Origin of the sequence: Bacillus sp. DJP31, from assembly GCF_049310945.1 — a bacterium.
In the GTDB taxonomy this organism is placed as follows: domain Bacteria; phylum Bacillota; class Bacilli; order Bacillales; family SA4; genus Bacillus_BS.
The window spans coordinates 40,911-58,296 of record NZ_JBMERO010000004.1; the positions used below are offsets into that span (position 1 = coordinate 40,911).

General features: G+C 37.9%; 20 protein-coding genes and 1 other annotated feature (1 of these 21 running past the window's edge). Of the genes, 19 read left to right on the plus strand and 1 reads right to left on the minus strand.

Going from position 1 to position 17,386, the window contains the following annotated elements:
• Nucleotides 1–96, plus strand: a binding site (T-box leader) (it extends 115 nt beyond the left edge of the window).
• 47 nt (nt 97–143) lie between these two features.
• The 7 genes from argS to ACOI1C_RS05685 all read left to right on the plus strand — a co-directional run bounded on the left by argS (nt 144) and on the right by ACOI1C_RS05685 (nt 7,315).
• On the plus strand, nt 144–1,820 hold the full coding sequence (gene argS / locus ACOI1C_RS05655; RefSeq protein WP_422508859.1) for an arginine--tRNA ligase: 1,677 nt from the start codon (nt 144–146) through the stop codon (nt 1,818–1,820).
• A gap of 76 nt (nt 1,821–1,896) precedes the next feature.
• Nucleotides 1,897–2,706 carry a DNA-formamidopyrimidine glycosylase gene (mutM, locus tag ACOI1C_RS05660; RefSeq protein ID WP_422508861.1) on the plus strand — a complete coding sequence of 270 codons (810 nt, stop codon included), beginning with the start codon at nt 1,897–1,899 and terminating at the stop codon, nt 2,704–2,706.
• A gap of 334 nt (nt 2,707–3,040) precedes the next feature.
• Complete coding sequence (locus ACOI1C_RS05665; RefSeq protein WP_422509192.1) at nt 3,041–3,349, plus strand: DNA alkylation repair protein; 309 nt, start codon at nt 3,041–3,043, stop codon at nt 3,347–3,349.
• Nucleotides 3,300–3,506, plus strand: coding sequence for a DNA alkylation repair protein (locus ACOI1C_RS05670; RefSeq protein ID WP_422508863.1), 207 nt, complete (start codon nt 3,300–3,302; stop codon nt 3,504–3,506). Before ACOI1C_RS05665 ends, ACOI1C_RS05670 begins: the two co-directional genes overlap by 50 nt.
• 27 nt (nt 3,507–3,533) lie before the next feature.
• Nucleotides 3,534–4,904: a sigma-54 interaction domain-containing protein gene (locus tag ACOI1C_RS05675; protein WP_422509194.1), complete on the plus strand. Its 1,371-nt coding sequence runs from the start codon at nt 3,534–3,536 to the stop codon at nt 4,902–4,904.
• A 292-nt stretch (nt 4,905–5,196) separates the two neighbouring features.
• The gene (locus tag ACOI1C_RS05680; RefSeq protein WP_422508865.1) at nt 5,197–6,516 is read left to right on the plus strand and encodes a GntP family permease; all 1,320 of its coding nucleotides are present in this window, start codon (nt 5,197–5,199) and stop codon (nt 6,514–6,516) included.
• Between the two features lie 22 nt (nt 6,517–6,538).
• Complete coding sequence (locus ACOI1C_RS05685; protein ID WP_422508867.1) at nt 6,539–7,315, plus strand: 3-hydroxybutyrate dehydrogenase; 777 nt, start codon at nt 6,539–6,541, stop codon at nt 7,313–7,315.
• Nucleotides 7,316–7,456: 141 nt separating this feature from the next.
• Here ACOI1C_RS05685 and ACOI1C_RS05690 read toward each other — a convergent pair whose 3' ends face one another.
• Nucleotides 7,457–7,711 carry a hypothetical protein gene (locus ACOI1C_RS05690; protein ID WP_422508869.1) on the minus strand — a complete coding sequence of 85 codons (255 nt, stop codon included), beginning with the start codon at nt 7,709–7,711 and terminating at the stop codon, nt 7,457–7,459.
• An 80-nt stretch (nt 7,712–7,791) separates the two neighbouring features.
• Here ACOI1C_RS05690 and ACOI1C_RS05695 point away from each other — a divergent pair, with 80 nt between their 5' ends.
• The 12 genes from ACOI1C_RS05695 (at nt 7,792) to ACOI1C_RS05750 (ending at nt 17,343) form a co-directional block, all read left to right on the plus strand.
• On the plus strand, nt 7,792–8,136 hold the full coding sequence (locus ACOI1C_RS05695; protein ID WP_422508872.1) for a YojF family protein: 345 nt from the start codon (nt 7,792–7,794) through the stop codon (nt 8,134–8,136).
• A gap of 12 nt (nt 8,137–8,148) precedes the next feature.
• Nucleotides 8,149–8,814 (plus strand): bacillithiol biosynthesis deacetylase BshB2, encoded by a 666-nt coding sequence (bshB2, locus tag ACOI1C_RS05700; RefSeq protein WP_422508874.1) that lies wholly within the window; start codon nt 8,149–8,151, stop codon nt 8,812–8,814.
• Between the two features lie 15 nt (nt 8,815–8,829).
• The gene (locus ACOI1C_RS05705) at nt 8,830–9,102 is read left to right on the plus strand and encodes a hypothetical protein (RefSeq protein ID WP_422508876.1); all 273 of its coding nucleotides are present in this window, start codon (nt 8,830–8,832) and stop codon (nt 9,100–9,102) included.
• Between the two features lie 150 nt (nt 9,103–9,252).
• On the plus strand, nt 9,253–10,278 hold the full coding sequence (gene ytvI, locus ACOI1C_RS05710) for a sporulation integral membrane protein YtvI (RefSeq protein WP_422508878.1): 1,026 nt from the start codon (nt 9,253–9,255) through the stop codon (nt 10,276–10,278).
• An 845-nt stretch (nt 10,279–11,123) separates the two neighbouring features.
• A complete protein-coding gene (paaA, locus tag ACOI1C_RS05715) occupies nt 11,124–12,077 on the plus strand; it encodes a 1,2-phenylacetyl-CoA epoxidase subunit PaaA (RefSeq protein WP_422508880.1) in 954 nt (317 codons plus the stop codon).
• Between the two features lie 38 nt (nt 12,078–12,115).
• Nucleotides 12,116–12,478 carry a 1,2-phenylacetyl-CoA epoxidase subunit PaaB gene (gene paaB / locus ACOI1C_RS05720; protein ID WP_422508882.1) on the plus strand — a complete coding sequence of 121 codons (363 nt, stop codon included), beginning with the start codon at nt 12,116–12,118 and terminating at the stop codon, nt 12,476–12,478.
• Entirely contained in the window at nt 12,468–13,286 is an 819-nt protein-coding gene (gene paaC, locus ACOI1C_RS05725; RefSeq protein ID WP_422508884.1) for a 1,2-phenylacetyl-CoA epoxidase subunit PaaC, read from the plus strand. The genes paaB and paaC overlap by 11 nt, the downstream gene beginning before the upstream one ends.
• 48 nt (nt 13,287–13,334) lie before the next feature.
• The gene (gene paaD, locus ACOI1C_RS05730; protein WP_422508886.1) at nt 13,335–13,871 is read left to right on the plus strand and encodes a 1,2-phenylacetyl-CoA epoxidase subunit PaaD; all 537 of its coding nucleotides are present in this window, start codon (nt 13,335–13,337) and stop codon (nt 13,869–13,871) included.
• A 66-nt stretch (nt 13,872–13,937) separates the two neighbouring features.
• Complete coding sequence (locus ACOI1C_RS05735; protein ID WP_422508888.1) at nt 13,938–14,246, plus strand: EthD family reductase; 309 nt, start codon at nt 13,938–13,940, stop codon at nt 14,244–14,246.
• On the plus strand, nt 14,239–15,018 hold the full coding sequence (locus tag ACOI1C_RS05740; protein ID WP_422508889.1) for an enoyl-CoA hydratase/isomerase family protein: 780 nt from the start codon (nt 14,239–14,241) through the stop codon (nt 15,016–15,018). Before ACOI1C_RS05735 ends, ACOI1C_RS05740 begins: the two co-directional genes overlap by 8 nt.
• Nucleotides 15,019–15,028: 10 nt before the next feature.
• Nucleotides 15,029–15,802 (plus strand): enoyl-CoA hydratase-related protein, encoded by a 774-nt coding sequence (locus ACOI1C_RS05745; protein WP_422508891.1) that lies wholly within the window; start codon nt 15,029–15,031, stop codon nt 15,800–15,802.
• A gap of 23 nt (nt 15,803–15,825) precedes the next feature.
• Nucleotides 15,826–17,343 carry an aldehyde dehydrogenase family protein gene (locus tag ACOI1C_RS05750; RefSeq protein WP_422508893.1) on the plus strand — a complete coding sequence of 506 codons (1,518 nt, stop codon included), beginning with the start codon at nt 15,826–15,828 and terminating at the stop codon, nt 17,341–17,343.
• Nucleotides 17,344–17,386 lie beyond the last annotated feature (43 nt).

Genomic DNA, 17,386 nt, shown 5'->3' on the forward strand with positions numbered 1-17,386 from the left:
AAGTAGAGCCTGCCGGTATAAGCCGTTATATAAGAAAAGTGGTTCTTAATTGAACAAACTGAGTGGTACCACGGGAATGCAACTCTCGTCTCTATATATTGAGACGGGGGTTTTTTGTTTTTTAGAGGAAGGAGAATATCTAAATGTATATGAATGAGACAGCTGTGATTTTATCGACCTATCTACCAATGAATAAAGAGGAAATCCAGGATTTACTGGAGCAACCTAGACAATCAAGTTTTGGAGATGTCTCTTTTCCATGCTTCACACTTTCGAAAAAATTTAAAAAATCTCCAAGTAGGATCGCATCAGAGCTCTCACAGGAAATCAAGAATCCATTTTTTAGTAAGGTAGAAGCAATTGGTGGGTATGTAAATCTATTCCTAGACCAGACCATTGTCTTCAAGCATGTTATGGAAGAAATGATGAAACAGAGGGAAAAGTATGGTTCACATGAGGTTGGAGAAGGTAAAAAAATAGTCATTGACATGTCATCACCAAATATCGCCAAGCCATTTTCCATGGGGCATCTTCGTTCAACAGTCATAGGTAACTCGATTGGATACTTGTATGAGAAATTAGGATATGAAGTAACAAGAATCAACTATCTAGGTGATTGGGGAACGCAATTTGGAAAGCTTATTGCAGCTTATCAGAAATGGGGAAATGATGATTTGATCCAAGCAAATCCCATCAAAGAGTTACTTGACCTATATGTGAAATTCCATGAAGTTGCTGAAAGTGACCATTCATTAAATGCTGAAGGTAGAAAATGGTTCAAACTTCTAGAGGATGGTAATGAAACAGCTCTACATCTTTGGAAGTGGTTTAAAGACCTGTCCTTAGTTGAATTTGAGCGCATTTATCAATTACTTGGAGTTCGATTTGACAGTGAACAAGGAGAATCGTTTTACAATGATAAAATGATTGAGGTCATTGAAGAGTTAAGAAACAAGCAGTTATTGATTGAATCAGAAGGAGCACAAATTGTTCCACTCAATGAAGAAGACCTTCCTCCTTGTTTAATTTTAAAAAGTGATGGGGCTACATTGTACGCAACTCGTGATTTAGCTTCGATATTCTACAGAAAGAATATGTATACTTTCGATAAAGCAGTTTATGTAGTGGGGCAGGAACAATCTCTTCATTTCAAACAAGTAAGAACAGTCCTTCAAAAAATGAATTACCAATGGTATGACCAGCTAGTGCACGTACCATTTGGATTTATTTTAAAAGATGGGAAGAAAATGTCGACGAGAAAAGGGAAAGTCGTTCTATTAGATCAAGTGCTACAAGAGGCCATTTCATTGGCAATGGAGAATATAGAGGCTAAAAATCCTAAAGCCCAAGATAAGGAAAAAATTGCGAAGGCAGTTGGAGTAGGTGCAATTATTTTTCATGATCTTAAACATAATCGGATTCATGATTTTGAGTTTTCAATTGATGAGATGCTAGCCTTTGAAGGGGAAACTGGGCCCTATTTACAGTATACCTATACGAGAATTCAATCATTGCTTCGTAAAGGGAATTTTGGTGATGGAATACCTTTAAACAATCATGACAAAGAAGCCTGGGAAATCATTAAAATCTTAGTTGGCTTTCCACAGATCATCAAGAAGGCGTGTTATGAACATGAACCCTCCATACTAGCTAGATTGTTACTAGATCTTGCAAAAGAATACAATTCCTATTACCACGCTATAAAAATTATAGATAATAGTGTAATGCAGCAGGCAAGACTTCAGCTTTCATTCATTGTTGGAGTCGTTCTTAAAGAAGGACTTAGATTATTAGGGATAGCTACACCCGATGAAATGTAATTCCTGACTTTGCTATTCATTTTCATGGTTTGAAACTAGTCTATAAGCTAAAGCTACAAATAAAAAGGTGAGATCAATGCCTGAATTACCAGAGATGGAAAATTATCGAAGACTGCTATCAAAACAAATTCTCCATAAAACAATTACAAAAGTAACCATCAATCGTCAAAAATCAATTAACGTCTCAGAAGATGTATTTAGTCAGAAGGTCATCGGTCAGTCGGTAATGGAGATTCAACGAAGAGGAAAACATTTACTCTTTCAATTGCAAAATGGATACAACTTACTTCTCCATTTAATGCTTGGGGGGATTATGTATGTTGGTTCGGTGGAGGATCAACCAAAACGTACAAAACAAATAATCTTTGATTTTAACGAGCGGGAGTTATTCTTTATTGGTCTGCGTCTTGGTTATCTCCATTTGTTAACACATGAAGAAGTAGAAGCTGAATTCCAGGATCTTGGACCAGAACCCTTTGATCCTACATTCACATTAGAAAAATTCAGTGAACTGATAGAAAAGAAAAAAGGAAGATTAAAGACAACCTTGTTAGATCAGCATTTTATTGCTGGAATTGGAAACTGTTATACAGATGAAATATGTTACCACGCAGAGTTCTTACCTACAAAAAAGTGTAATGAACTAACATCTCAAGATATTCAGAAACTCTTTTCGAGTATAAAGCTTGTGTTAAATAGAGCGCTTGAACTTGGTGGGTATATGGAAATGCCGCTTTACCAACAAGACCAGTTAACAGGTGGATATAATGAAAATTGTCTCGTCTATGACCGTGAAGGAGAGACTTGTACTAGATGTGGTCAAAGGATAATAAAAGAAATAATCTCTTCAAAAAAATGTTTTTATTGTGAAGGGTGCCAGCATTGATATACTGTTTGAAATAACTCGGGAAACCGAGTTTTTTCTATGAAAGAAGGAAAATTGGTCAACCTTTTCGAATACTTCATTATAGAAGGAATGAAGAGTTATGTTACATCCATTTGTTGAAGGGATTATTCTACAACTCTCACAAAGAGGGAATAAGCAAGAAGCTGAAAAAATGAGTTAATATATTGAAAATCAATTAAACTATCTTGGATTACGGGCACCTCAACTAAGAGAATTAACCAAGTTATATCTATCAGTCAAGTGCTGCCCAGGACAATCTGAACTCCCAATTTGCATATAGCAGCTTTTTTAAACGAAACAAAGCGGACTTCAAATTGTTGCATTGTATTTGGTGGACAATAAATTTAAAAAGCATGCAGAAGTAGAAGATATTGAACAAATTGAATATATGATTACAAAGAAATCATGGTGGGATACAGTGGATCACATCGCATCTAATCATGTTGGTGGCTATATGAAAAAGTTTCCAGAACAGATTCCGCTCTATATAGATAAATGGCTAAACACCGATAATATATGGCTGAACCGCTCTGCCATTTTGTTTCAATTAAAATATAAAAAACAAACCGATTTTGATCTTCTACAAGCCATCATCAAAAGATGTCTGTCTTGGTACAACTGAATTTTTTATCAATAAGGCTATTGGTTGTGCTCTTCGAGAGTATTCGAAAGTAAACAAGGATGGGTTTTTGTCTTTTGTTGATGCATACCATGAAAAGCTATCAAATTTAAGCATGAGGGAAGCATTAAAGTGGCTTCGGTCAAAAGATCTAGTTTAAGAGATTAGCGGAAAAGGAGAATTCATGATGCTAACGAAGGATTTACTTTACGATAGCCAGATATTAGAAGCTATCATCGATTATGCATATGAGTGGATAGTGGTGGTAGATCATAACGGATTTATCATTTACATTAATCGAAATTATTGTACCTTTTTACAGGTAGTCCGTGATGATGTTATTGGTTCTCACGTGACAGAGGTGATTGAAAACACCAGAATGCATATCGTTGTTACGACAGGGAAAGAGGAGATTGGAGAGCTTCAGTATATAAAGGGCAATTATATGGTAGCAAATCGAATCCCGATTTTCTCAGAAGAAAAAGTCATTGGGGCAATTGGAACCGTACTATTTCGTGATACAAAGGAATGGAAAACGATGAATAGCCATATTAAGGACGCTCTTTTCACGGAATTAGAGGAATCTTTACATTTGGAAAAAGAGTTAAGTGGAGTTAGGTATTCCTTAAACGACATTATTGGAACCACTGCTTCTACGAAAAACATTAAACAGCAAGTGAAAAAAGTTGCAGACGGTGACATTACGGTCCTAATTAGAGGGGAAAGCGGAACAGGAAAGGAACTCATAGCCCACAGTATTCACCTACTTAGCTCTAGAAGTAACAAACCATTTGTTAAAGTCAATTGTGGTGCCATTCCACAAGAGTTACTAGAGTCTGAATTATTCGGATATGAGGAAGGGGCGTTTACAGGGGCAAAAAGAGGTGGGAAGAAAGGGAAATTTCTAATTGCCAATGGTGGTACTATTTTTTTAGATGAGATAGGTGACTTGCCGTTACATATGCAAGTAAAGCTTTTACGGTCTCTTCAAGAACGTGAAATTGAACCGATTGGTAGTTTAAAGCCTATCCGAATCGACGTTCGAGTGATTACAGCAACGAATCGACCATTAGAGCTTATGATGATTGAAAAGAAATTCAGAGAGGATTTATTTTATCGGATTCATGTGATGCCCATTCATTTATCACCTCTTTGTGAAAGAATTGAAGACCTTACTTTATTAGTACCCCACTTCTTAAACAAACTTTCTAAGAAAATTGGAAAACGGGTGAACCATTTTAGTCCTGATGTTATGAATCTGTTTCTCTCTTATCAATGGCCAGGTAATATAAGAGAGCTTGAGAACGTCATTGAAGCAGCGATTCATTTAACAAAAGAAGAAATTATTACAGTTGATTCGTTGCCACCCTATTTGACAAGTGACCGAAGTCCCACTCCCAAAGGGCGAACATATAAGGAAGAATTGGAGGATGCGGATAAGAGGATTCTAACAAGAGCTTTAGCTGAAAATAATTATGATAAACTTCAGGCTGCAATCAGTCTAAAAATAAGCAAATCGAGCTTTTATGAAAAGATAAAAAAGTACGGATTAGGTTAAGTCCATAAACTCGGAAAACATTCCGAATTCGTGGATTTTTTTTGTAATATTGTCGTTTCAATTAAAGTCCTACTTGTTAATCGAGATGGACAAGACGTTGGGGGAAAAAAAGTTCATACTTTTCCGAAAGTCTGGACTTAAGAATGGACTATTTTTCTAAAAGATAGGAAATCTCAATATTCAAACATTGGCACGTTTCTTGCTTGTATATAATACGAGAGTTGAAAACAGGAGGTGCAAGTGTTTCGAGTATCATTGAAAGCGTTTACTATTAATGAAGGGGGAAAGAATCATGTTAAGTATGATCGGTTTAGTTGGTGGTTTGGTCTTATTAATTTTTTTAACGATGAGAGGAATGAATCTCCTTATTGCAGGTCCTCTGTGTGCCCTTGTTGTGGCATTATTTAGTGGGTTGCCATTGTTTCCACAGCTTGCTGAAGAGGGTGCAGCAAATTTTGTCGGGAATTATATGTCAGGTTTTTCAAGTTTTGTAACTGCTTGGTATCTAATGTTCTTGTTAGGGGCTATTTTCGGTAAGGTTATGGAGGATAGTGGAGCAGCAGATAGCGTTTCTGGGTGGATTGTTGGCAAACTCGGTATGAAATTTGCTGTTTTAGCTATTGTAATGGCATGTGCCATTTTAACCTATGGAGGAGTAAGCTTATTCGTTGTCGCATTCTCTGTTTACCCGATGGCATTAAGTTTATTCAAACAAGCCAATTTACCACGTCGATTTATTCCAGCTGCATTGGCTTTTGGATCCGTTACATTTACGATGACTTCTGCAGGTTCACCTGAAATACAAAACTGGATTCCAATTCCATTTTTAGGCACAACACCATATGCTGGCTCGGAAGTGAGTTTAATTGTTGCAGTCTTTATGGCGGTGTTTGGTTATTGGTGGTTGAAGAGAATGATTACAAAGGCTGTAAACAAAGGGGAAGTATTCGAAGCACGTAAAAACGATCCTGTTATGAAGGAAAGGAAGTTACCGAATCCAATCATGGCATTGATACCTTTAGTCGTTGTTTTAATCATCTCTTTTGTATTCCATGACAGCTTAAAACAATCAGCGCTAATCGTTGCGTTGTTAAGTGGAGTTGTTGCAACCTACTTATTAAACAGAACCTATTTTAAAAACTTTTGGGAAGCGGTTTCAGAAGGAACAATGGGTGCACTAATCGCGATTGGTAATACAGCTGCAGTTGTTGGATTTGGAGGAGTAGCAAAAGCAGTACCAGCCTTTCAGGTTGCGGTTGATACGATGACTAGTATTCCAGGTAGCCCGCTAATTGGAGGAGCAATTGCGGTAAGTGTGATTGCTGGTATGACTGGCTCAGCTTCAGGAGGGCAAGCGATCGCCTTACCTATACTTGCACCACATTATCTGGATATGGGTGTTAATCCCGAAGCGTTACACCGTGTTGTATCAATCTCTTCAGGAGCATTAGATTCATTACCACATAATGGCTATGTTGTAACGACGATACGAGCAATATGTGGTGAAACACACCAAGCGGCCTATGGTGCTGTCGGTATCGTTACCGTAATTGTTCCTGCACTTGGAACGATACTAGCCATCGTTTTATTTTCACTGGGCTTAGGCATATAACACACGGAGAGGAGAAGAGCGAATGGTCGATTCAAGAGTTGTATTTGTCACAGGTGCTGCTAGTGGAATTGGATATGAATTAGCTAAAGCATTTGCGATTTCTGGAGCAAAAATTGTCCTAACAGATCTACAAGAAGAAAAAGTAATGAATGTATCTGAGGAACTAAATCGCAATGGGCACGAAACAATCGGAATCAAATGTGATGTGACCAATGAGGGAGAAATGATTGCAGCTATTCATCAAACGATTGACCATTTCGGTACCTTGGATATTTGTATCAATAATGCTGGACTTCAATACGTGTCAGCAATCGAGGATTTTCCAGTTGAAAAATTCGAATTATTGACTAGGGTCATGCTAATCGCTCCTTTTATTGCAATTAAACATGTGTTCCCGGTTATGAAGAAACAAGGATTTGGAAGAATTATTAATATGGCATCGATAAATGGGCTAGTCGGGTTTGCAGGAAAGTCTGCTTATAATTCTGCTAAGCATGGGGTCATTGGGCTAACAAAGGTTGCCGCATTAGAAGGGGCTGAGCATGGTATAACGGTGAATGCCATTTGCCCTGGTTATGTAGATACTCCTTTGGTTCGAAACCAGCTTGAGGATTTGGCCAAAACACGGAATGTTCCACTTGAAAACGTATTAGAAGAAGTTATTTATCCTTTAGTGCCACAAAAGAGGTTATTATCTGTTGAAGAGATTGCCCATTACGCCTTATTCCTTGCTAGTGATCTGGCAAAAGGAATCACTGGTCAAGCGGCAGTTATAGACGGTGGATATACGGCACAGTAAATGGATTAAGAAGGAAACAGGCTGACCGAAAAGTACTCGGTCAGCCTGTTTCAGTTATTGCAAGATTCAATACAATACAACATAAAAGGGATAAAAGGAGTATCCTTTTTCACTTTAATCAATCTTCATGATATGATGAAGCTATGAGGCAGTGCCTTCTTTTGAAGCAAGTAAGAGCTCTTCTAAAGGAGAATCTTCTCGTGTCAAAATCAATGATCCATTTCGAACAAGCCCCTTAAACTGATCAATAGGGAATGCTCCTCTAGATTTTGATTGACCCATTTCAATTTTAACGGTCTTGTCATTAAAATCAGCAATACGTAACGTTTGTGCTTTGCTAAAATTAGGGATAAACTTTTCAGTAATAGAGAAGATCATATTTTCCTGTAGTTCCAATATTCTCACCCTTTGTTAAGATTTACTATTATCATTTCCGTATTTAAACGTATACATACATCAAACTTGGAGGATGAACAATGGAACCCATAATTAAAGACAGCGTGCAAAAATCTTTAGACTTGTTTAAAGACAAGCCGGTTTACTTGCATTTAGAAACCACAAATGGAGCATATGCAAGCCATTTACATGAGAAAATGGTGGTAGGAGCCTATATTCGAAATGGGAAAATCGTATATGAGCAAGGTAAAATTAGTGGTGACGGTCCATATCGAATCGGTTTAAAGATGGAAATGGGCTGGATTTATGCAGAAGGTCTCACCGACTGGGAGACCGACGATAAAGGAAGACTTCTAATAGCAGGACATGATGCTGACGGTAAGCTTGCAGTTGCATTTCAGGTAAGTCAAACACCATTTGAGTAAGGAGCGAATCATATGAAAGAACACATTTTGGTTGTATTACCTCATCCTGATGATGAAGCATTTGGGGCTTCTGGAACCATTACACTATATACGAAAAGAGGAGTTCCTGTTACATATGCCTGTGCAACTTTGGGTGAAATGGGAAGAAATATGGGTGTTCCTCCATTTGCGAACCGCGAACGATTGCCCCATATTAGAAAAAAAGAGCTAGAAGAAGCTTGTGAGGCAATGGGGGTGCAGGATTTAAGACTACTTGGCTTTCGAGATAAGACACTAGAGTTTGAAGATCCAGAACTAGTTGCAGATAGTATTTCTGTTTTACTGAAGGAATTACAGCCTACTCTTGTTATCACCCATTATCCTGGATATGCTGTACATCCAGATCATGATGCATGTGGGGCAGCAACAATATTGGCAGTATCTCGTCTTCCAAAGAACGAGCGTCCGACATTACATACGATGGCATTTTCGAAGAACTGTCGTGAAGTACTAGGTGAACCAGATATAGAGATCAATATTGAGGAAGTATCAGATCAAAAAATAGCTGCTCTAAAAGCGCATAAAAGCCAGACTTCACAAATGATGGTTGGAATAGAGCAGAAATTAAAAGATGGAGATTCTGACATTTCCAAGTGGTTATCTAAAGAAGTATTTTGGACATATCATTTCAAGGAATAACGAGGAGCACGTAAAATGACAACATCCTTTGACTTGCTCTTAAAATCCTTTCAACAGCTTTGGAATAATAGGAGCATTGAGATGAATATAGATTCTCTTTCCATCATTCAGAAGACCATCATAATGGATCTTAAAGATGAACTTTCCCACCCGCGTGCACGTTCAACACCACAAAAAAAGTTTGATTTAGCTGTCAAACGAATTCTTACTTCTTCTATTTCAGGTGAGGATCAGCAACAAATAATTAGGCTATACGAAGAAGAACTAGCTAGACTTAACCCGAAGTAAAGGAAGAAGAAAAATCTGCTTTTGAAGCAGATTTTTTTGAGAGAAAAAAAATTTAAAATTCCCTTCGAATTTTCTTGTAAAACTACATAAATAAAGGTTACCTTTATAATAAGGATTCTTAGTTTACTAGGAAAAGAGAGCGGGAATATAATGAAAAAATTCATAGTAGTACTTCTATTTATAATTATTGCGTTTTTCTTACTTCCTAAAAGCATACCCATTCTTTTAGGACTCTTAACTGCATTCCTTTTTGAGCCGTTTATTTTGTCCTTACAAAAAAGGTGGAAGCTAAAAAGGGTCTATTCTGTCATCATTGTCTTTATTCTATTTTTATCGATGACAGGGTTTATAAGCTACATCTTATTAGCAAAGCTAGTTGAACAACTTCTTTACTTCTCGTCTAATCTCCCATTCTTATTAGCAAAAATAAACACTCTCGTCGGAATGTATATGAATCAATGGGAGGTATTCTCTGCTAAAGTTCCTAAAGAAGTCATAGATGCTATAGAAAATAGCTTTGCTTCCCTAGAGACTTCAATATTGACTGGAGCATCAAACTTAACTCAATCTACGCTCCTACTCATAACAACCATACCGCAAACACTGCTTGAAATATTAGTTTATTTTATCGCCTTATTTCTTTTTAGCATTGACTTGCCAAGGTTGAAGAATAAAATTCTAGGCTACTTTTCAGAAAAAACAAGAGATAAATTGTTGTTTATGACTACCCAGCTAAACCGAGCAGGAATTGGGTTTGTAAAAGCACAGCTATTATTTAGTGTTTTAACCTTTATCCTAAGCTATGTTGGATTGTTAATCATTCAAGCTGACTATCCGATTCTTTTATCAATTGTTATCGTGTTAGTAGACATCTTACCCGTATTGGGAACAGGTTCGGTTCTAGTACCTTACGCGGTTTATTGTTTTTTATCGAACCAGCAAGAAACGGGTGTTGGATTAATTATTTTATTCCTCGTGATTACTGTAGTAAGAAGAGTGATCGAACCAAAGGTATACTCTTCAAGTATGGGGATCAGTCCACTTGCTTCTCTTATTAGTATGTATTTAGGATTCCAGATACTAGGGTTTATCGGCTTGATTGTTGGACCGAGCATCGTAATCTTATTTGACACATTGCGGAAGTCAGGATTAATTAAATACCAATTTAAATTGTAAAAGCGCCTTAGGGCGTTTTTTTTTGATTTATTTAAAGTAACCCGAATGATAACTTTGTCATCTTTTGATAACATTCGTCATAATCAAAAAGCTAAAGAACGCTGTGAGGAGTACTACACTCATACACCACAATTTATATAGTTTGATCTATCTGTTGTGGCTGAGTAAAAATTATAATGGTAAATTATGTATTATTTCTTATGAAAGGTAAATTTCGGCTCATATATTAGAATTTTGGCTTATAAAAATGAAAATCTGACCGTATTTCCAGAATTCGGCTTATATTTCGAAAGTATCCGCTTATATATGAATTTGGACAGACGCAAACCTCCAATATACTATCTAGAGCTGCATCAATTAGCTGAAATCTACATTCCACTGCGCGGAAAATAGGCAGGAAATCAAAATAGTTATGCGTATATAGTAGACTTGTCATCTAAACGAGATTTTTTGCAGGAGGCCCCTGCAATTAATTTTGTTTTGTTTTTTAGAAAATCGGAAATATGTCGCGTCATTCAAATTTTGAGTAGACTAAGTGCCCAGTCGCACTTGTTATCAACTAACAAAAAGAAGAAAAAGTGAGGTTCTTTTCCTTGCTCAGTTTTCTTTTTAAATCATTCCTTAATACTGATTAATTGGCATAATGGTTTTCGTCTCGTCTTGGCTTGGTCTTCGTGCCGAGGCCATTCCTCCCAGAATAAGCTACTTAAACCCACACCTTAAATAAAGAGCAACACTCAAATTCACCAGAGACTAATTTTATATTCTGAAAATTTAAGATTGAATTTTATATAACAACATTATATAATAACGTTAAATATACGTTATAAACAGGAGGCGTTAAAATGTCCGACCTTCTTACCTTTCAATCTTTAACTGAAGAAGAAAAGCAACTGCATTTTATAACACGCATCGAAACAGGGGAAAAAATTGAAGCGGATGACTGGATGCCAATTGAATATCGTTCGGCTCTCATTAAGTTAATCTCCATGCACGCAATTAGTGAAATTATGGGGGCACTACCTGAAAAAGAGTGGGTACCTAAGGCACCTACGCTCCGAAGAAAACTTGGTATCATGGCAAAAGTACAAGATGAGATGGGGCATGGCCAGCTACTATTAAGAGTTACTGAAGATTTAATGAAGCCTGTAGGAAAATCTAGAGACGAAATCATGCAGGATCTATTTTCAGGAGATTTGAAGTTTCATAATGTATTTCATATGGAAGCGCCTACATGGGGAGATGCTGGTCTAATTGGATGGCTTGTTGATGGTGCGGCGATCATTTCACAAACAAATATGCTAGATGCATCCTATGGTCCATATGCTAGAGCCTTAAAAAGGATTTGTGCGGAAGAAGTATTTCATGCTCAACATGGTGAATCCATTATCATTGCATTAGCTGAAGGTAGCATCGAACAGAGGTCAATGATTCAAGACGCTGTGGATCGTTGGTGGGAAGCACTTCTTATGTTTTTTGGTCCGAGTGATGCGACAACAACAGGTACATCAAAACAGGATATAACCATTAAATATAGAATTCGAACAAAAACAAATGAACAACTAAGGCAGGACTTTTTCACAAAATATGTACCTCGAATTCTATCGCTTGGACTAACGATACCAGATTCTACGATGAAGTTTGATTCAGAACTTCAACAATGGAATTATCAACAACCGAACTGGAATACTTTTAAAGAGATTATCCGCAATAACGGTCCGAAATCCAAAGAACGCTTAAGACTAAGAGAGATTTCCCATACGAATAATGCGTGGGTGAGGGAAGCCTTAAGTACTTAATTAGGTTAGCAGGTTAAGATAACAAGGGGGGGGAGACCGTGATAGACAAGGGGAAAAGCTTTTATCATGAATATGAAGTTTTTAGCAAAAGAACAGATACAGCCCCCATGCAATATCAATTCAGTATACTTGCACCAAACGCAGAAATTGCATTAGTAATGGCACAGGAAAATTTTATGAGAAGAGAACCAGCAGCCGATATATGGGTGGTTAAGCGGTCCGATATTCGAAAGATGACACAAGAGGAAAAGCTTTCACTGAACCGCTTGGATAATAAAGATTATCGGAATACAAAGGGGTATGGTTATTTAAAGAAAAAATGGCGCCACTACGAACAAGAGATGCTAGATGAGAAAGAAATCCTTTCATGGGGAGGGAAACAGACAAATCATGAATCATGATATAGAAAGAAGTATTTCAAATCCAGTATATAAAGAGGCATTAACCCAATTGCTATTTCAGCTTGCGGATGATGATTTTATTGTCGCATTTCGTGGTTCTGAGTGGTTAGGACTTGCTCCGCATATTGAGGAAGATCTTGCATTCTCATCTATTAGCCAGGATACAATGGGCCACGCTGCCATGTTCTATCTGCTTTTAGAACAGCTTGGTAGGGGTGACGTTGACGCGCTTGCCCATTCAAGGAAATCTAATGAACGACGAAACGCAATACTTTTAGAAGAAGTCAATGGACCTGGAACATATCTTATTGAACCAGAATATGACTGGGCTTTTGCAGTAGTTAGACATTATTTTTATACAGTTGCGAAAAAAGTACGAATTGAGTCACTAAAGACTTCTAGTTATTCGCCGCTAGCAGAAGCTGCGGTCAAAATTAATATGGAGCTTTACTATCATTTGCTACATTGGAAGACGTGGTTTGAGCAACTCATCAAAGCAGGTGGAGAAGCTAGAGTGCGTATGGAAAAGGCCATTGAAAAGGCCACCAATCAATTAGAGGATCTGTTCCTGTTAGGAAGCTCCGGTTCTGAAATGGTCAACTTGGGACTGATTGAAGAAGAAGATACACTAAAGAAAAGGTGGGTTCTTTTTTTAACACCCATCTTTACTAGTCTTCAATTAGAAATCCCAACTAACATGAGTATGTCAAAGGGGAACGGAAGAATTGGAGAGCACACAGCAGATTTAGATCAAGCCTTGGAAACATTAGGTGAGGTTTATCATTCGGATCCTACAGCTACCTGGTAGATTGTCATACTTCCTGTAAAAAGGTAATAAACTGTAAGGATGAATTCAATGTTCCTTATTAGAGGGTGGAAAATATTGAACAATGAAAGCAGCAGTAGAAATGTTGTCGAACTACAAATTTTAAAGGCACTATCTACCGTAAAAGATCCTGAAATTGATTCAATCAATATTATTGATTTAGGAATGGTAGAAGATTTACAGATTACTAGTAACGAGATTGTTATTCGTCTTTTACCAACTTTCATGGGTTGTCCTGCTCTAGAAATTATTAAGAAAAATGTAGAAAAGGCACTTAACGAAGTGATGAAGAATTTTACGATTAAAGTTGAATTTATCTTTCATCCACCTTGGACATCAGACCGAATTTCAACACTCGGTCGAGAGCAGTTAAAGGAATTTGGAATTGCACCACCACCGAAGCAGTTCGGACCAAATGGGCAATGGCATGTAGATTGTCCTTATTGCTCATCGACCTATACAACACTTGAAAACCTATTTGGACCCACGGCATGCCGCAGTATTTTATACTGCAAAAGCTGTAAAAATCCATTTGAAGCAATGAAGCCAATTTCAACATTAATGTAGTGTTACAAGCAAAAGTAAGAAGAATTCTTTTTACTAGCTTAATAAAATATAAGGGAGACAATAAAAGTGGTAAAATTAATCGCTCTTTACAAGCATCCAGAGGAAAAGGCAAGTTTTGACGAACATTACTTTGGTACACATGCTCCAATCACATCTAAAATACCTGGATTACAGAAAATGGTCGTAACAAAGGTTGTAGGTTCTCCAATGGGCGGAGAAGGGAAATACTACTTAATGTGTGAAATGTTTTATGAGAGTCACGACGCTCTAAAAGCTGCGATGAGAAGTGATGAGGGCAAAGCATCCGGAAAAGATCTAATGTCATTTGCTGGTGAATTAGTAACATTATTAATTGGTGAAGAAGTGAATGAATAAACCATATGATCTGATTCTAACAGAGTCGGTAGATGGAATTGGTTTTATCACATTAAACCGTCCGAAAGTATTGAATGCAATTAATCGACAAATGGTATCGGAAATAGTCACTGCTGCTGAAGCGTTTGATAAGGACTCTACCATACGTGTCATCGTACTCTCTGGTAATGGTCGTGCATTTGCAGCAGGAGCAGATATTGACGAAATGAAGGATATCAGTTCGATAGAATTAGAACTCCTAAATCAATTCGTTGATTGGGATCGACTTGCTATCATTAAAAAGCCCATCATTGGAGCCATTCACGGTTTTGTTCTTGGTGGTGGACTTGAGCTTGCCCTTTGCTGTGATATTCTGTTTGCCGGAGAGAAAACGGAATTCGGATTTCCAGAAGTAGGCTTGGGTGTGATGCCAGGTGCTGGTGGTACTCAAAGACTGACTAAACTTATGGGAAAAATGAAAGCGCTTGAGTGGTTGTTAACTGGGGATCGAATGTCAGCACATGAGGCACTTCAGTATGGTGTAATTAATAGAGTTGTAGCAAATGAATTACTTATGGAAGAAACGGTTAAGTTTGCTAGAAAGCTAGCAGAACGGCCAAGTCTATCACTACGATTAATTAAAGAATCCGTCTTAAAGGCAGTTGATTCTCCTCTAAATGAAGGAATGCAATTAGAGCGGAAAAATTTCTACTTGCTATTTTCTTCGGAAGATCAAAAAGAGGGCATGAAAGCCTTTGTTGAAAAACGAAAGCCAAACTTTAAAGGGAAGTAGGGCTAAATGCATGTATGAAACAATTCGTTATCACATACAAAATGGTGTCGCATGGCTAACGCTCAATCGACCTGAAAAGTTAAATGCCTTTATCGAACAAATGAACAAGGAAATACAGCAGGCTTTGAAATCTGCAGATACTGATAAAGAAGTAAGATGCATTGTCATCACTGGAGAAGGTCGTGCCTTTTGCTCTGGCCAAGATTTAGAAGGTGTCACTACAGACATGGATCATGGGGATGTACTCCGAACAAGATACGCTCCAATGATGAAGCAACTAGCTAGTACAGAAAAACCTGTAGTTGCAGCCATAAATGGGGTAGCAGCAGGAGCTGGTTTAAGCTTAGCCCTTGCATGTGACTTCCGATTAGCCTCTGAAAAGGCAAGTATGATTCAAGCATTTATACACGTAGGGTTAATCCCGGATTCAGGTAATCTATACTATTTACCTAGATTAATAGGACATGCAAAAGCTCTTGAACTTGCCATTCTAGGTGAAAAAATCTCGTCTGCTGAAGCAAAGGAATTTGGATTAGTAACAAAAGTGATACCTCTTGAGTCATGGAACGAGGAAGTCACAGCCTTTTCAGAGCGACTAGCCAATATGCCAACGAAAGCCATTGGTCTCATTAAACGTTCCCTACATACAAGCTGGAATTCTACGTTTGATGAGTATTTAGAAAAAGAAGCACAAGGACAACGAATTGCTGGTCTTTCAATCGATCATAAAGAAGGCGTCACTGCTTTTATCGAAAAACGAAAACCAACCTTTATCGGCAAATAGGATGAAATAGGAGATGAATGATTATGTCAACAGTTAAAGAGCAAACCTTTGGTACTCTTGAAATGAAACGTGAGGTTTACCAACTTATTATTAATGGCCAGCGTGCAGAAAGCACAACGGGTGAAACGTTTACTACATTCAATCCAGCAACAGGTGAACCATTAGCCAAAGTGGCAAAAGCATCAAAGGAAGATGCAGAAAATGCTGTTCTCGCTGCGAGAAACGCATTTGATTTTGGAAAATGGCGTCACTTCCCTGTTAATAAGCGTTCTAGAGTCCTAAATAAGATTGCTTCTATTATGAGATCTCGTTTTAATGAGCTTGTTGAATTAGAGGTGTTGGATAGTGGGAAAGCGTTAACTGCCGCACAAGGTCAAGTCATGCAAGCTATTGAGGATTTTGAATTTTACGCGGGTGCCATCGTTGGACATCGTGGAGCTGTAAATAACGTTCCTGGTGCTTTCCAAAACTATACAGAAAAAGAACCAGTTGGTGTTTGTGCTCAAATTATTCCTTGGAATTATCCGTTAATGATGGCTGCTTGGAAAATTGCACCCGCCATTGCAGTTGGTTGTTCTGTTGTTTTAAAACCAGCTACATTGACGCCGCTTACGGCCATTGTCTTAGGTGAGATTTGTATTGAAGCTGGAGTACCTGAAGGAGTCGTTAACATACTTCCAGGTGAGGGCTCGGAAATAGGGAACTATTTGGTCGAACATCCAAGAGTTGATAAGGTTGCCTTTACTGGATCGACTCCAATTGGTAAAAGCATTATGGAGAGAGCATCTAAAACGTTAAAGCGCGTAACATTGGAGCTTGGCGGTAAATCACCTAATCTAGTTTTCCAGGATGCAGATGTTGATGCTGCCGTTGATGGATCTTTGTTTGGAATTTTTTATAATACAGGACAATCTTGTGAAGCGAGATCTCGTTTGTATGTTCAAGAGGATATTTATGAAGAGTTCTTAGAGAAATTTGTTGAAAAAACAAAGAAGTTGAAACTAGCTAATCCACTTGAAAAAGAAACACATGTAGGAGCTATTATTAGCCGCGAGCAGCTTGAAATCATTGATGGTTATGTAAAATCAGCAATTGAAGAAGGAGCTACGATTGTTACAGGCGGTAAAGAGCTAAAGCTTGAAGGTTTAGAAAATGGTCATTGGTATGAGCCAACCATCATTACGAATGTAAACCATGATATGAAGGTTGTTCGTGAGGAAATCTTTGGTCCAGTCGTTGTTGTGATGAAGTTCAAGGACGAAAAGGAAGCGATCAAACTTGCCAATGACTCTGAGTTTGGTTTAGGCTCTGCTATATGGACAAAAGATCACGGAAGAGCAACGCGTGTAGCTAATCAAATCCAAGCAGGTATTGTGATGGTAAACTGCCCGTTCTCAGCTTTCCCAGGAACACCATTTGGTGGTTACAAGCAGTCAGGCTTTGGTCGTGAACTTTGTATCGAGACGCTCGACCTTTACACTGAAACGAAGAGTATTATTTCTTACTATGGTAGCAGACCATTGAACCCGTTTGGTATTTAAGGGTCAACCCAAAATATAACTACAAAAACGAGCACTTACTCAG